Origin of the sequence: Labrenzia sp. PHM005 (assembly GCF_006517275.1) — a bacterium.
Lineage (GTDB): Bacteria > Pseudomonadota > Alphaproteobacteria > Rhizobiales > Stappiaceae > Roseibium.
On sequence record NZ_CP041191.1, the window covers coordinates 6,069,912 to 6,085,409 of the forward strand.

A 15,498-nucleotide genomic window follows, 5' to 3' on the forward strand; every position below is an offset into this window, starting at 1 on the left:
TCTGCACAAGCCATTGAGGCAAGCTAGAACCTTTTTCAAAAAACGGAAAGCAAAGAGTTTGGTTTTGGATTGCAGGTGCGAGATCTACTCGGCAGCACTCCGGTATTCCCGGCCAAAATACTTGATCGCAAATTCGAGTGGTTCTTTTCCTAGTTCACTTTTTACGCACAAATCAGCAGCCATTTGGCCAACCACATGGGCGGCGGCGGCGCTGGCTCCGCGAATGTCCGGGTAGCCTTGCACAAACGGGCAAGCTCCAAATTCCGCGTGCGGTAAATCGAGTTTGGAAAACTCAAACGGCGCACAACGGGCGTCTCCTTGCACGGAGACAACGCCGGGTGTTCCCGCCGGATAGACCGTTTCACCGCGCGCCGGAGATGAGGCAACCACCAAACAATTCGCCAACAGGAGGCGGGCTGTTAGAAGACTGAGGTCCAGAGATGTTTTTGCCGTCCCGAAAGAACACAAGACGATATCCGGGGGATCTTCTGAGAACCAGTCTAACGCCTGGCATACGTGTTCGATGGAAGTGGATAGCCGACCCGGAAACACGGCGGCATTGATGAACTCTGTTTTTTCACAGTAACTCCGGATCGATTCGGCCATCGCCCTAGCATGGGTTTCGGCCAGAGGAGCACCATCTGGCTCGCAGAAGCTCCGCTGTTTTGCCAGCCCCGGCCAATCCGCCGGCAATGTCCCATCAATCAATCCGATCCGGATCATGCACCTTCGCCTTCCCTCAGATTAAAATCAGTCAGATCGATCTCGGCGTCGAAGGCGCCATAATGGGCGAGATTTCCATGTGTCACGATGATCCGCGTTCGGTCTGAAAACACAGTGTCGATCCGTTCAACAATCCTTTGGACGCAAGCGCCATCCACCTCTGACAGGCTTTCATCTAGGATCAGAACTCTGAAAGGTTGCAGGAGCGCCCTGGCCAAACACAAGCGCTGACGTTCACCTCCGGACAGATCAAGACCCCCTTCTCCCAAAGGGGTCTCAAGCCCGTCTGCTTCAAACCTGTCCGCCAGCTCAACGAGCAAGAGGACATTCCATATTTGCGCATCTGTAGCTTGTGGGCTTCCCATAAGCAGATTTCTTGCAAGTGTGCCGGAAAAGACGTGCCCCTTTTGCGGGACCAGAGCGACAGAGGACCGCACTTCTTGGAGGCTCACATGCCGCAGATCTACGCCGTCGATTACAATAGAGCCTTCATTCGGGTCGTCATGCCTCTGCAGCAATCCGAGCAAAGACGATTTTCCGGTTCCTGAGGCTCCCAAAAGACGTGTTTTGCTCCCAGCAGGAACACGAGCACTCAACCCTAGAAACAAGGGCCGACCCTCAAAAGGCGCGTAGGCAACGTTTTTGATTTCAAGCCCACCACCGTTTTTGGGCAGAGCAATTGGACGGCTGGGCTCTTGAACCTTTTGTTCAGCGCTCATGATTTGGTCCAGCCGGTCAAGGGCGGCGCGCATGCGCGCCTGGCCATGCCAGAGGGATATCAAGGACTGCATCGGGCCAATCAAGAAGCCGAGATAAGCGGTAAAGGCTATCAGCGAGCCGAGGGGCATGGTGCCATCGATAACAGCGAGGCCACCGACGAGAAAAACAGCACCGCGCAAGATGGCCGTCAATACAAGCGGAACGGCTCGGGTGATTTCGCTCCACTTTTGCGCCGTCATCAAGGCGCCGATCAGCCCTTGCTGGCGCTGTTCAATATCGTTCGCAGCGCATTGCGAAGCATTGAGCGCCCGCAGCGCTGATAATCCGGTTATGGTTTCCGCCAGACCGGATGCCAGATATCCACGTGCAGAGCGGACATCGCGGGCACGGGCATGCGTCACCGGCCGCGCTTTGGCAAAGAAAAGCAGTTCAATCGGCGCCAGGGCGAGCGCCATCAATGCCAACGGCGGAGACAGTACGAAAAGCATGACCACGCCGCCGATCAAGCGGAGCATACTGCCTGCTCCCGAAACCAGAACAGCGAATGTAAACTGCTGAACCTCTCCAGCATCCCCATCCAAGCGGCTCATCAATTCGCCGATTTTTTGTTTTGCCTGCCAGCGGGGCGATTGGCCTAGTATTCGGGCTACTGCCCCCCGCCGCAGATCGGCCAATAGCCTTGCTGAAAACCGCAGATGCAGAAGGGAATTAAGCGCACCCAGGCCAAGAGCTGCCAATCCAATCCCAAACAATAGTAGAACAAAGGTGAGCAAAGCCTGCTTGTCACCAGCCATCAGGCCCTGATCAATGACAAGTTTTGTCAGCCATGGCGGTACCAAGGCTGCGGCGGCCGACGCCATGGATAAGACAAACAGACCCAGAAGCGGTTTGCGATAGGGCAGGACCAAGGGCGCAAGCCACCCAGCTTCACGTGCGCCAAAGACGCGAACCAGAAACGTAAGGAAAAATGGCTGCTGCGCCTTCTCAGGTACAGCTGTCTTTTCCGTAGTCGCAATGTTTGTCACCAGCGCCATCAAATCCTATCCGACTCACTGCGGCTTTGCCTCATAAACACAATCCCTCTCCTATTGGGAGAGGGCTGAGGTGAGAGGCTATTGCATTTGTCATCCCAGCCCCCGAGCGGGGATCCACTCGCATCTCCGCTTGCCGCAGAAAAAGTGGGTTTTTACCGAAGCTCTGCAAACGAGTGGATCCCGGACCTCCGCAAGCGCGTCGTCCGGGATGACAATCGTATGTGCAGCCTATTAGGTACAGCAAAAACGAACTGGCTTGACTACTTGAGCTAATTGCCTCGCCTACCCTCACCTTGAGCATTGCTCCGATCTCTCACAATGGAAGAGAAGAAGTGTTTCCTGCACAAAACAGCTTGTGCAGGAGATTTTGGTCAGCTGCCGGTGCTGATCACATGCATCGTGCTGGCAGCCATGTCGCCACCGGACGGCAACAGGATCTCACCGACACGTTCCAGGGTATCTGCATCGTAGACACCGATGTCGTCATTGGTGCCGCCGACATAGAGTTCCTTGCCGTCTGAGGAGATATTGATGCAGTAGTAGGTGTGCGGCAGGTCCACCCGTTTCACCAGTTCCTTGGTTTCAAGATCATGTTTGGAGAGCTGGGTGTAAACGCCATAGAGGTTTTTCTTGTTGTTCGGATCGCGCACGGCGGAGAACATGATCACCTCGAAACTGGCAAAGTCCTCAATTTCTGACTCACCGGTGGTCAAGTCGACCGACTGATAACCCCAGACAAAATCCGCGAGTTCGCTTTGCGTTTCATCGGTGAATTTGGCTGCCGAATAAAGCAACATGAATTCGTCGGCCTGGGTGCCAATCGGCCAGAAAGCCAAGACGTCCGGCGGCGAATAGGTTGGCCGGTCCCAGGAGGCATTGGCGATTTTTACCGACATATCTCCTGTCTTCGGATCGAAGGCATAAATGTCATGCCCGCCCGCATAGACCTCGCCGTTGCGGCCGGCAGCCATCACAGTTACGCGGCGTGGCGCCGGGAACACGCGCGCCGGCTGCGCATCCAAGCCGGCTGACGTCTCATAGACCGCAAATTCCGGCTCCATCACTTCAAACCGATCCGGATGCAGACGCACCGGATTGCGAACGGTATAGACCTCAGAACCGTCCTTGGAGACAGCCAGGGAAGCAATGGTCTTGCGCCGCACATCGCCTTCAGACTGATGAGCCGAAAAGACGGTATTACAGGTCGCCAGCTCCACGCCGTACACATCTTCCCAGCGGCTGCCGAGAATGTAGGCGATGGAGTTGTCCGGCGACATGGCGATGACGCCGGGAATGATGTTGAAGTCGAGTTTACAGTCGGTTTCTACGGTCCGCGCCTTGGCGTCGATGACATAAAGGCGGTCGGGTTTGGCGACCGTGACAATTAAATCCTTGGCGAGCGCCGGCAGGGCCGTCAGCCCCAGACACAAAGCCGCCGTTGTTGCGATCAAATTCCGCATTGGATGTCTCCAAATTCTCGTGGCTTGCGCCAAATCAGGTTTCGCTATCGGTCGGAAAGACCGTGCCCAGAGAGCGCCAGTCCTTGCCGGCATTGTCGGCGTTGGCGTTCCAATCCTTGTAGGAGTTGATGGTGTCGGGCACTTGGGCCGGCCACCAGCAGGGATCGGAACAGCCATAAAGATCGGCTTCCATCGGCTGACATAAAGCGGCGACACCGCCGAAGGGATCGACTTCCCAGCCCGGATCGAGCGTTGATGTACAGCCAGTCACGACGGTCTGCATCGCCCTGACTTCATCCATCTTGTCGGTTTTGACGGCATCTACGACGCGGTCGGCTTTTTGATTGAGCGGTTTTAAATGTTTCATTTGCCGAAGGCCCTCCGCGGCATGATGTGATCTGTGAAATAGGCGGGCGCCCCGGCGATCAGGTCGCCGTAAACACTGATGCCGAAGTCGACCCAGTCGCGCATGAGATCGCAGTAGTGGTAGGTCGGTTTCATGGGATCGGAAAAATGCGCATAGCTTTCGTGATAACAGCCGCCGGCGCAGATGTTGCGGATCCGGCAGGTCGCACAGCCTTTCTCCGTCCTGTCGGCACGGTCCTCGATGAAGCGGGCGAGTTTTTGTTTCTCAATGCCGCCGTCGATAGTTCCGAAGGTATCCATATCGGAACCGGTGAACCGGTGGCACAGATTGAGCCCGCCTTCATGATCGACTGCCAGCATGCCAAGCCCGGCGCCGCAGGGCAGCGCCTTCGACCGGCCCTCATAAAGGTCCGTCATCAGCTGGTGCATGTTGGAAAAGCCGATGTTGGTTCCCTTTAGCGCTTCGTCCCGGTAACGCCGGCCGAGTCGCTTCATTTCCGAAAACACCGTCTCGAGCTCATCGCCGGTCAGATTGAATGGCGCGACCGGCCCGGAGGTCACCGGAGAAAAGCCAACTTCGTGAAAGCCGATCTCGTTTTTGAGATGATCCCAAATGTCGTAGACCGCCGTAACGCCTCGGGTCAGCGTTACCCGTCCACCAACTGGGCGGGAGGTATAGCGTTCCAAAAGCATCTTGGTCTTGGCCGCAACGACATCATACGTGCCCTTGCCGCCGACCGTCTTGCGGTTCTTGTCATGCAGTGCCTTTGGGCCATCCATGGAGACGGTCAGGCCAAACCGGTGGGCATTCAACCAATCAACAATTTCTTCGTTGAGAAGTGTCGCATTGGTTGTCAGCGTGAAATCGACCTTCTTACCCAGATTGCCGAAACGGTCTTCGGCATAAGCAACCACTTCTTTGATAAGACCGAGATTGCTTAAGGGTTCGCCACCAAAGAAGACAACATTGTAGCAGTCGCGGTCCGGACTTTCTTGCAACAGAAGCTCGATCGAGCGTTTGGCCGTCTCAAACGCCATCCGCCGGCCTTTCGACGGCGTGTCGAGATCCTCCTTGTAACAATAGGTGCAAGACAAATTGCAACCGGTGTTGACGTTGAGAACGATCGTCGTCAGCGGAAAGTTCTCGATGTGCACCGGTGGACGTTCAGCCCTTGGTGGACGGCCGTCCGTGACGATATCGAGATCCAACAAGGCGCGGATGCGTTCGGTTAGAAGATCCGGATCAACCCGGCCTTCAAATCGCTCACGAACGTCCCCTTCGCTGATCCGCTCACGGTCGGCGAAGAGATCGATGACGTCGTTATCCAGCCGGTCGATTTCGAATAGCGAGGTGGTTGGTACGTGGAACAGCAAATGCCGTCCGTCGACTTCCACCCGGTGCGCGTTTTGAGGCTGAAAAAACAGGTATCCCATAGTCTTTCCTCCTCAGCGGATCGGCGGGTTGTTCCAGCGTTGGACAGTCACAATCAGCTGCCCCTCGCCTGACACACCACCGCTTTCAGCCAGAACTTTCAGATTGCCGGCATTGTTGGTCGAAAATGGCCGCTCCGGATTTGGCCCCGCGACGGCGGGGTTGAAGATGCCAAGCACACCATCCATTTCACCGGCGTATTTCACATCTTCCAGATGTTCGGCTTCTTCATTGAACGGGGCGACCGACCAGGATGCGGGAACCGCACCGATACGCACATCATCATCCGTTCCAGGCTGACCGTCAGCCCCATTCCAATAGCCAATGGCCTCAAACCGCGCCGGAACCTTGCCGGCCGATCCACCGCCGCCGCCAACACGGGCAACTGCAAAGGCTGGTTCAATCTTGAGGCTGTCGAGATGGCTGTAGACCGCGAGCGCATCGGTGGCAGCTGCACCGCGAGCAGTCACCGACACAAGCCCATCAGCATCTGATGCTGGAGTTACATCGAGTGAGGTCCCGAAGTCGTTTTCTGTGCCACCAGATCCGTCCAGAGCGCCGGACAAATTGACGGCACCCAAACCTGTCCCAACGACTTGAACAGTTGCTGTTTTTCCTGCAGGTACCGTTGACGGCACGACGGCCACGATAGAAGCTTTGCCGTCAGCCCGAGCGGCCTTGAAGGCTCCGCCGAGGCTATCTTCCGCGTGCAGGAATTGGCGGCCTGTCAGGCTTGAACCATCTTCGGATATCGCAAGCACCTGGCGGAATTTCTCACCGCCAATGTCGAGATTGGCACGCCACTCATAACCGGTGTAGAGGTTCATCTGACCGGACATTTTAAGTTCTTCACCGCCGGCCGTCATAAGCGTTCCGGAAACGGTGTAAGGCGAGGCATCCCCGGAGACGTCCAGAGTGCCATAGGCTTCGCCTTTTTCCGGCAGCTTGGTCGCAAACACCCAAGATCCAGAAGCGTCAGGTTTTTCAGCTTTCGCCCAAGACGCCCAGGCGTCCGTTTCCAGCGGGTATTGTTCGGTAAGGAACGGCACGACTTCTTCACGGGCGATGTTCAGCCACTCGCGATCCCGTGCAAGGGCTTGATATTCCAGCGTCGGCCACTGCCCGACATGAAAGTCGATATGATAGTTCCACTCGTCTTCCGTGCGGCGCTGCAAGGCAACGCGCGCTGCGGAGTGACAGCGTGAGCACATTTCACCCAGCGGACCTGCGGGCTCCTCGATCACGGACGGTTCTTGTTCCAGAATGTACCGGAACCCGGCGGTCTCAGCCGGTGCCAGACCTTGAGTGTCGGACAGATACTGAACCAGTTGCCGCTGGGCATCTGCTTCGATTTTCATTCCGTAGAACAGACGCATGCGAACGATGGTCATCAACCAGCCTTCAGGCGATTTGCGTTGTTCTTTGACCCGGCTTAAGGCACCAGAGGCATCCGATTCGTGACAGCCAGCGCAGTTTTCTTCAAGAAGTGTTGCGCCATCCAGAGCGACTGCCCCACCCGGCAAGAAGAGCAGCAAACCGGTCACTCCGGCCAGCGTCCCCTTTCGCAAACGTTTGATCATGCTGTTTCCCTCATTTTGCTGTGTTTGTTTGAAAGATTGTTCAGGGCGTTGACCGACAAGCCTTGACCAGCCAGCCAGCGGAATGCGGCCTCTGCGGCTGCCGGCGGGCGCTCCCCGGTTGTTTGTATGCGGTTGAAAAGGCTGAACAGCTGCCGAACTGACAGCCCTGCAACAAAGGCCACACCTTCCGGATTTTTCGGTGTAATCAGCACGTCCCGTTCTTTGAGCTGGTTGTCTTCAACAACCACGCGCTGTTCCAGGGATGCTTCGGCGGCTTCCTTGTGAGCGGGCTCATTATCGGGCCAGGCGGCCCGCTCCGCCCAAAACCGCATTGCGGAAAAATTCTTCTCAAGACGATAAAAATCCCGGCCGATCCGGGCCTGCCGCCAAAAGGTCCCAACCACACGGTCGCGGTAAAATCGCCGCGCCAGGTACGCGCCCTCTATTGGCTGTTCGAGAACCGTTCGAACAATTGAAACTGCCGATAGTGCGGACGACAGCGCCCAAAAGAGGCCATGGCCGGACAAGGGGTCAATCGCGACCGCAGCGTCACCAATCGGAATAATCGGAAGCGTCAATTCTGGTGCTGCAAGAACCAGTCCAGCTCCCCTTGCCAGTAGATCTCCTTGGAATGACACCTCTCCGAAATGGTTTTGAAACTCCGGCTGCTTTAGAAACACTTGAACGCGCTCCTGAAGACCGGTCTGGCCGGATCCAGTTAAATCGGCCTGCGCAATACTTACCTGCAACCACTGGCCGAATTCCGGATCGCATGCGAACCAGCACCAGCCTTGTGGTGTTGCAACAACATGTGTTCCTGTATGCTGGATGCTGGCCTTTACATGCCCGGAAATGGCTAGGGTTTGCGGCCCTTTGAGACGTACCGGTGTGGTTGCCTGGCGGCCGCGGGCATCGATCATCAGCTTGGCAGTCACAACTTGCCCGCTCGACAATTGCAGCTCGACACCACCAACCGGATCGACGGTCTCGACCCGGCGCAACCGGGCGGTTTTGAGTTCCACCCCGGCGTCGACCGCAACTGTTCTGAGGATGGCATCAAACTCATGACGGCGAACAAGACGTTCACCGTTTTCCGTGCCCTGCAGTCCAGCCCAGACAACATTTCGAGGGGCAGGTTTGCTCACGGCGTTTAGTGATGATTCAAGACCTTTGGCGGCGAGCAGACGCGCAACACGCTCGCCCATGCCCTCAAGGCGCGGACGGCTTGTCGCAGGATCTATGAGAATGACGCGTATTCCGGCACGCGCCAGCTCACGCGCTGCGAAGGCGCCAGCGGGTCCGCCGCCGGCGACTGCCACATCGAAGCAGGCCACCAATACTGTTCCCTCATCCAATCGCCCATGTATTCATGGTGCGGTTTCGGATCTCTCTCTGCCTGCCATTAGAGGGAGCATGCTTAAGTGCTTTCTCGACAATTTTGGCCAATCTTTGAATGTTGGCAGAAAAGCTCAGTTCTTCGATTGCGCCATTTGAATTTATTTGGTCTATTTTTTGAGCTTGCGGCCTATTGACGCAAGACAATCTGAGGGGAGCCAGACGCAGGACGCGCCAAATGCCGAGGAATGCCACCATAATCTCCGGAGCCTTGAACGGCCTCGAAGATCTGCTTGTCCAAAACGGCCGGGATCCGGCTGCCCTTGGACAACAAAGTGGTGTGCCGACCAATGCCTGGCGAAACGCGCAGTGCGAAATTCCACTCTTTTCATTTGTGGAAGTGTTCGAACAAGGGGCATCGATGCTCAGCCAGCCCAACATTGGCTGGAGATCAGGAACGTACTTTGACTTTCAACAGTTGGGCGATCTTGGAAGCGCCATTTTATCGGCATCGACGGTAGGCTCCGCGCTGCGTACCTTCGAGCGGTTTCTGCGGTTTGTCCAAAGTGAATCGGATATGCAGCTGAGCGTAGAAGACGGTGTTGCCACTCTAACCTATAGAATTCTCAATCCCGACATCTGGCCACGCCGGCAGGATGCGGAGTTCACTTTATCTGTCCTAATCGAACTCATCCGGCGTGGAGCCGGGAGGGCCTGGCAGCCGGATCTGATCTGCTTCGAACACACGGCCATCCGTCCAACCGGAAACTGTATTGATACTGCTGGCAGCTTTTGTCTTTTCGACTGTGAAACCAACGCGCTAAGTTTCCCGGAAAGCGTTCTCAGCGCACCAATGCCTCGGGATGACCTGAACCGCCATCAGCAAGCTTTGAAAAATCTGACACAAAGTCTGACGACCAAGGCTTGGGCGCAATCGTTGACGGCCCGGACGCGGACAGCAATTTACGAAGGCCTTGGCTCCGGAACGGCAGATCAGGAAACCGTAGCACGGCAACTCGGTCTTTCCCGCCGCAGTTTACACCGGCATCTCAAGGATGAAGGTGCAAGATTTTCGACGCTTCTGGATGATTGCCGGTTCCGGGTCGCCCGCCACGCTCTGGTGGATACACGGCAACCGCTCGCTCAAATCGCATGCGAACTCGACTACTCGGACCAGACAGCGTTCGAACGCGCCTTCAAACGGCGCACAGGCATGACGCCGAAGCGGTATCGCCAATCTTTTGGCAAGGTGCCAAGTTAAAAATTCAAGATACTCGATCTCTTAAGACGCTCTGACTTAACCGGTTTTGGCAAGGTCAGGCGTGGACCGTGTTTCTTGCAGAGCTTCATCAATAATTGTCTGGATTTCTGACCGGCAGGAGCCACAATTTGTCCCGGCATTGAGACACGCACCAATGGCTTGCACTGTTTGCGCACCCGCCTCTGCGGATGCCGTAATTTCATTGCGGCCAACTCCGAAACAGGCACAGACCAACGCACCCGGGTCTGGTCTGTCGCCCGCCGGCCGTCCGGCCAAAACCGGGGCCCGTTGTTCTCCGCTGTATTCTTGATCTTTCAAAAGACTGCAGGCCCACTGGCGCGAAACCTCAACCGGTTCTGAGCTGAAGTAAAAAGCCGCCTGTAAATGCCGATCTTTCCAATAGGCAAAGCGTTGCGCTTGCGCTTGAGAACCGATAACAGATAGTCCCTCCGGTTGATCGCCGGTTTTACCGAGCAGCTGGAGGGAAAGGGCTTTCAAATCCAATTTAGCTGTAGCTGCCATTTCCAGCCGCCATCCGCCATCGACCGGCGCCAGTGCCCAGTAATCTGCCGGAATGTCTTTTGGTTTTTCAGACAAAACCGCAAACCCGTACCAAGCCATTTCGACTTTGCGGATAGCAACCGGCGTGAACTTCAAACCCGGCTGTCCCGCCACCGGATCCGTTTTAGGTGCTATCACCGCATCTACCCGTCCTTTGGAGGACGATTGATCCGTCCAATGCATGGGAACAAAGACGGCCCCCTTTTGCACGCGATCCGTGATTTGCGCGCGCACCAGAACTTTACCGTAGGAACTGCGAACCTCCACGATATCGGCTGCCGCAATACCATTGGCCTGTGCATCGTCCGGGTGGATTTCAGCAAACGGCTCGGCGATGTGCGATGTCAGGCGGCCAGTTTTGCCTGTCCGTGTCATCGTGTGCCACTGATCGCGAATGCGGCCGGTGTTCAAAGCCAGCGGAAACCGGCGTTCGGTTTGCCGGACCGGCTGTGCTTCAACCGCAATAAACTGAGCCAATTTGTTTGGCGTGTAGTAGCCGCCATTTTCAAAGAACCTATCTTTTGCCTGGGAACGGTCATATGGCAGTGGCCATTGAACCGGTGCCATCTCCTCATAGGCCTCATCCGATAACGTCTTCAATGCGCCGATATCAAAGTCGCGGCTGCCGTCGTTTTGATATGCTGACAGGTCCGCGTGTTCGCGCAGAATTTCTGAAGGTTTTGTGTAGGAAAACCCCTTTTCAAATCCCATGCGTTTGGCGACTTCCGTCAGCTGCCACCAATCCGGCTTGGCTTCTCCCGGAAAATCCAGGAAACGTTTCTGCCGCGAGATCCGGCGTTCGGAGTTGGTGACCGTTCCGTCCTTTTCGCCCCACGCTGCCGCAGGTAGCAGCACATCGGCATAGGCAACCATGTCGGCATTTCGCGTTACTTCGGAGACGACGACAAAGGGACATTCTTCCAAGGCTGCAGCGACTTCATCGGCATCCGGCAGACTGTCGACCGGGCTGGTCGCCATCACCCAGAGCGCTTTGATTTTGCCATCCTTGACGGCCTTGAAGAGATCAACCGCCTTCAGGCCTTGCCTGTCGGCGATCACTGGGCTTTGCCAGAAGTCCTGAACCAGTTTCCGGTGATCGGCATTTTCCAGAGCCATATGACTGGCCAGCATGTTGGCGAGGCCGCCAACTTCCCGTCCGCCCATAGCATTCGGCTGGCCTGTGACCGAGAACGGTCCCATGCCCGATTTGCCGATCCGGCCAGTTGCCAGATGCGTATTGATAATCGCGTTGACCTTGTCGGTGCCGACAACCGATTGGTTTACGCCCTGACTGTAAACAGTCGCCGTTTTTTCGGTCCGGGCAACCATTGTGTAGAACAGGGCAATATCCTGCGGCGGCAGCCCGGTTTCATCCGCAATCCGGTTGATCTCGCATTTTCCTGCAATTGCGAGTGCTGTGTAGAAACCTTGTGTGTGCCGTTCAATGTAGCCGGTATCGAGCGCTCCGTTTTCGGACAAGAACGCAAGTAACCCGTTGAAAAGCGCCACATCCGTGTCCGGTTTCAAGGCAAGGTGCAGGTCTGCAATGGCGCAGGTTGCTGTTTCCCGCGGATCAATGACCACAACCCGCATCTCCGGGTTAGCGGCCTTGGCCGCTTCCACGCGCTGGAACAAGACCGGATGGCACCAGGCGAGGTTCGACCCAACCAGCACCAGAAGATCACAGGTTTCTAGATCCTCATAGGTTCCTGGAACCGTATCTGAGCCGAAGGCGCGCCGGTGCCCGGCAACAGACGACGCCATGCAAAGTCGCGAGTTTGTATCGATGTTGGCCGAGCCGATGTAGCCCTTCATCAACTTGTTCGCGACGTAATAGTCTTCCGTCAGGATCTGGCCGGAGACATAGAAAGCGACGCTGTCCGGACCATGTTTTTTTACGGCCTCGGAGAACTTTTCCGCGACCAAGTCGAGTGCAGCATCCCAACCCATCGGCTGGCCAGCGACTTCAGGAACCAGCAGCCGGTCGTCGAGGGAAAGCGTTTCACCCAGCGCCGACCCTTTGGAACAGAGCCGCCCAAAATTGGACGGATGATCCGGGTCACCTGAGATCGAAACTGATCCGTCCTTTTTCCGGGTTGCCAGGACACCGCATCCAACCCCGCAGTAGGGGCAGGTGGTTTTGACCGTTGTTTCTTCCAGATGCGCGGCCATGCGGCGTCTCTCCCAAAAAAATCCGTATTGTCGTTGGATTTGGCGGCCCGCCTTAACGGGCCTGCCTGCGGGCAAGATCGTCTGCCGCGAGCAGCACCTTGCCGTTCTCAACGCGGGTGGCCGTGACCGTGACCGAGCCTTCATCGGCGCCTTTGGCCAAGCCGGTCGCCAAATCAAAGACCCAGTTGTGCAGCGGGCATGTTACCGAAGTGCCATGCACGATGCCCTGGCTTAAGGGGCCGCCTTTGTGCGGGCAGCGGTCGTCCATAGCGAAAACTTTATCGTCCGCGGTACGGAAGACGGCTATGCAGCCGGCACTGGTTTTGACGACACGGGCGCCTTCTTTGGGAATGTCGGCCAATTCGCCGATTTCAACCCAGCTTCTTGTTTCCGCGTTCATTCCGCAGCCTCCGCCATCAACGTCGCCATTGGCTTGAATTCATGCTTGTCCTTGCCGGAGACACGTTCCGACCATGGGTCGACCTGTGCGAACTCCTGCGAGAAGACGAAGCGGTCGAAATACGCCCGGCGTTTGTCCGCATCCTCCATGATCTGGGTACGGATTTCGCCGACACCGATCCGCTTTGCCCACTTGTAAATGCGTTCCAGATAATGCCCCTGCTCGCGGTACATCTGGGTAAGAGCACAGACGTGCTCCAGCACATCCTCTTCGGTTTTCACCAGTCCAAGAACTTCGGTCCCCTTGATGTCGAGACCGGCGGCTCCTGCAAAATGGATTTCATATCCGCTGTCGACACAGATGACGCCGATGTCCTTGCAGGTCGCTTCGGCGCAGTTCCGAGGACACCCGGAAACAGCAAGCTTGAGCTTGGCCGGTGTCCAGGAACCCCACATGAATTTTTCCAGCTTGATGCCGAGGCCGGTGGAATCTTGGGTGCCAAAGCGGCACCACTCGGAGCCGACGCACGTTTTCACCGTGCGCAGTCCCTTGGCGTAGGCCTGACCAGATACGAAACCGGCCTTGCCAAGGTCCTCCCACACAGCTGGAAGATCTTCCTTTTTCACACCCAGCATATCGATCCGCTGACCGCCGGTGCATTTGACCGCCGGGATGTCGAATTTGTCGACAACATCGGCAATGGCCCTCAGTTCAGACGACGTCGTCATGCCGCCCCACATGCGCGGAACGACAGAGTAGGTGCCGTCCTTCTGGATGTTCGCGTGGACCCGTTCGTTGATGAATCGGGATTGGTAGTCATCGGCGTATTCATCCGGCCAGTCCGAGACGAGATAGTAATTCAGGGCCGGACGGCATTTTGCGCAGCCGCCGGACGAGGTCCATTCCAGCTCCTGAATGACAGCTGGGATGGTTTTCAGTTCCTTCGACTTGATCAACCGGCGAACTTCGTCATGACCGAGATGCGTACAGCCGCACATTGGTGTTACTGCAGCCGGATTATAGGCATCGCCCAGTGTGACCTGCATCAACTGCTCAACAAGCCCGGTACAGGTGCCGCAGGATGCGGAAGCCTTAGTGTGGGCGCGGACATCATCAAGGGTCGACAGACCTTGATCCTTGATCGCGCCAACGATCTTTCCTTTACAAACGCCGTTGCAGCCGCAGATTTCTGCATCATCCGGCAAGGCTGCAACGGCCGCCGTAGGGTCCAGGGGGGCGCCCCCCTGATACGCCTGGCCGAAAATCAGTGTCTCGCGCATTTCGGAAACATCTGTTTTCTTTTTCAAGAGATCAAAGAACCAAGGACCATCGGAGGTTTCGCCGTAAAGAACGGCCCCGATGATTGTGTTGTCTTTCAGGACGAGGCGTTTGTAGACACCAGAAGAGGCATCGCGCAGAACGATCTCTTCCCGGTCCTTGCCCTCAGCAAAATCGCCGGCGGAATAAAGGTCAACACCGGTGACCTTCAGCTTCGTTGCCGTAACTGAGCCAGTGTATTCGGCGCTTCCGCCGAGCAAGTTGCCGGCAATCACCTCGGCCATTTCGTAGAGCGGTGCCACAAGCCCGTAACACATGCCGCGGTGCTCGACGCATTCCCCGAGCGAGAAGACGTCCGGATCGCTGGTGCGCATATCGTCGCCAACCAGAATGCCCCGATTGGTTTCAAGACCAACAGACTTTGCCAGATCAGCAGATGGACGGATGCCAACCGCCATCACAATAATGCTGGCGTCGATTTCTGTACCGTCGTCCAGGCGGATCGCCTTGACCTTGCCAGTGCCATCATCGACGATTTCCTGGCTGTTTGCCTTGGTCAGGACGTCAATGCCACGGCTCTTGAATTCCTCTTCGAGAAGATAACCGGCAGCCGGATCGAGCTGGCGTTCCATCAGGGTCGGCATCAGGTGCAGGACAGTGACCTCCATCCCTTGCATCTTGAGACCGGCTGCAGCTTCGAGACCCAGCAGACCACCGCCGATAACAACGGCGCGCCCGCCGCCTTTGGCTGCGTCCAGCATCTTGTCGACATCATCGAGATCCCGGTAAGTCAGAACCCCTTCCAGATCCTTACCCGGCAAAGGAATGATGAACGGGCTGGACCCGGTTGCAATCACAAGCTTGTCGTAGCTCTCGGTAATGCCGTTTTCGGACGAGACGGTTTTGGCGTCCCGGTCGATTTCGGACACCCGGGCGCTTTTATGAAGGGTAACGCCATTTTCTGCGTACCAGTCATCTCCATGGGTGATGATGTCTTCATAGGTCTTTTCGCCAGATAGCACCGGCGACAGCATCAAGCGGTTGTAATTGACCCGAGGCTCGGCGTTGAAAATGGCGACGTCGTAGGCGTCTTTATCCTTGTCGAACAGATATTCCAGCATTCTGCCGGGTGCCATACCGTTGCCGACGATGACGAGTTTTTGTTTTGTCATTCTC

11 protein-coding genes are annotated in these 15,498 nt (G+C 56.4%); 1 reads left to right on the plus strand and 10 read right to left on the minus strand.

All coding sequences use genetic code 11. The features are described 5' to 3' along the window. Positions 1 to 84 precede the first annotated feature (84 nt). The 7 genes from FJ695_RS27500 to FJ695_RS27530 all read right to left on the minus strand — a co-directional run bounded on the left by FJ695_RS27500 (position 85) and on the right by FJ695_RS27530 (position 8,670). The gene (locus tag FJ695_RS27500) at positions 85 to 723 is read right to left on the minus strand and encodes a hypothetical protein (protein WP_141188419.1); all 639 of its coding nucleotides are present in this window, start codon (positions 721 to 723) and stop codon (positions 85 to 87) included. Next, complete coding sequence (locus tag FJ695_RS27505; RefSeq protein ID WP_141188420.1) at positions 720 to 2,477, minus strand: ABC transporter ATP-binding protein; 1,758 nt, start codon at positions 2,475 to 2,477, stop codon at positions 720 to 722. The genes FJ695_RS27500 and FJ695_RS27505 overlap by 4 nt, the downstream gene beginning before the upstream one ends. A 371-nt stretch (positions 2,478 to 2,848) precedes the next feature. Beyond that, entirely contained in the window at positions 2,849 to 3,937 is a 1,089-nt protein-coding gene (peaD, locus tag FJ695_RS27510; protein ID WP_141188421.1) for a quinohemoprotein amine dehydrogenase subunit beta, read from the minus strand. Positions 3,938 to 3,971: 34 nt separating this feature from the next. Continuing rightward, positions 3,972 to 4,304, minus strand: coding sequence for a quinohemoprotein amine dehydrogenase subunit gamma (gene qhpC, locus FJ695_RS27515; protein ID WP_141188422.1), 333 nt, complete (start codon positions 4,302 to 4,304; stop codon positions 3,972 to 3,974). Further along, positions 4,301 to 5,737 (minus strand): quinohemoprotein amine dehydrogenase maturation protein, encoded by a 1,437-nt coding sequence (gene peaB, locus FJ695_RS27520; RefSeq protein WP_141188423.1) that lies wholly within the window; start codon positions 5,735 to 5,737, stop codon positions 4,301 to 4,303. Before peaB ends, qhpC begins: the two co-directional genes overlap by 4 nt. Before the next feature lie 12 nt (positions 5,738 to 5,749). Continuing rightward, positions 5,750 to 7,315: a quinohemoprotein amine dehydrogenase subunit alpha gene (peaA, locus tag FJ695_RS27525; protein WP_141188424.1), complete on the minus strand. Its 1,566-nt coding sequence runs from the start codon at positions 7,313 to 7,315 to the stop codon at positions 5,750 to 5,752. Continuing rightward, positions 7,312 to 8,670, minus strand: coding sequence for an NAD(P)/FAD-dependent oxidoreductase (locus FJ695_RS27530; protein ID WP_209010843.1), 1,359 nt, complete (start codon positions 8,668 to 8,670; stop codon positions 7,312 to 7,314). Before FJ695_RS27530 ends, peaA begins: the two co-directional genes overlap by 4 nt. 218 nt (positions 8,671 to 8,888) lie before the next feature. Here FJ695_RS27530 and FJ695_RS27535 point away from each other — a divergent pair, with 218 nt between their 5' ends. After that, a complete protein-coding gene (locus FJ695_RS27535) occupies positions 8,889 to 9,911 on the plus strand; it encodes an AraC family transcriptional regulator (protein ID WP_141188425.1) in 1,023 nt (340 codons plus the stop codon). Between the two features lie 36 nt (positions 9,912 to 9,947). Here FJ695_RS27535 and FJ695_RS27540 read toward each other — a convergent pair whose 3' ends face one another. Genes FJ695_RS27540 through nirB form a run of 3 tightly spaced genes read right to left on the minus strand, consistent with a single transcriptional unit; the run spans position 9,948 to position 15,494 of the window. Then, positions 9,948 to 12,644 carry a nitrate reductase gene (locus FJ695_RS27540; RefSeq protein ID WP_141188426.1) on the minus strand — a complete coding sequence of 899 codons (2,697 nt, stop codon included), beginning with the start codon at positions 12,642 to 12,644 and terminating at the stop codon, positions 9,948 to 9,950. Positions 12,645 to 12,696: 52 nt separating this feature from the next. Continuing rightward, the gene (gene nirD / locus FJ695_RS27545) at positions 12,697 to 13,044 is read right to left on the minus strand and encodes a nitrite reductase small subunit NirD (protein WP_141188427.1); all 348 of its coding nucleotides are present in this window, start codon (positions 13,042 to 13,044) and stop codon (positions 12,697 to 12,699) included. Beyond that, the gene (gene nirB, locus FJ695_RS27550; protein WP_141188428.1) at positions 13,041 to 15,494 is read right to left on the minus strand and encodes a nitrite reductase large subunit NirB; all 2,454 of its coding nucleotides are present in this window, start codon (positions 15,492 to 15,494) and stop codon (positions 13,041 to 13,043) included. Before nirB ends, nirD begins: the two co-directional genes overlap by 4 nt. Positions 15,495 to 15,498: the final 4 nt, after the last annotated feature.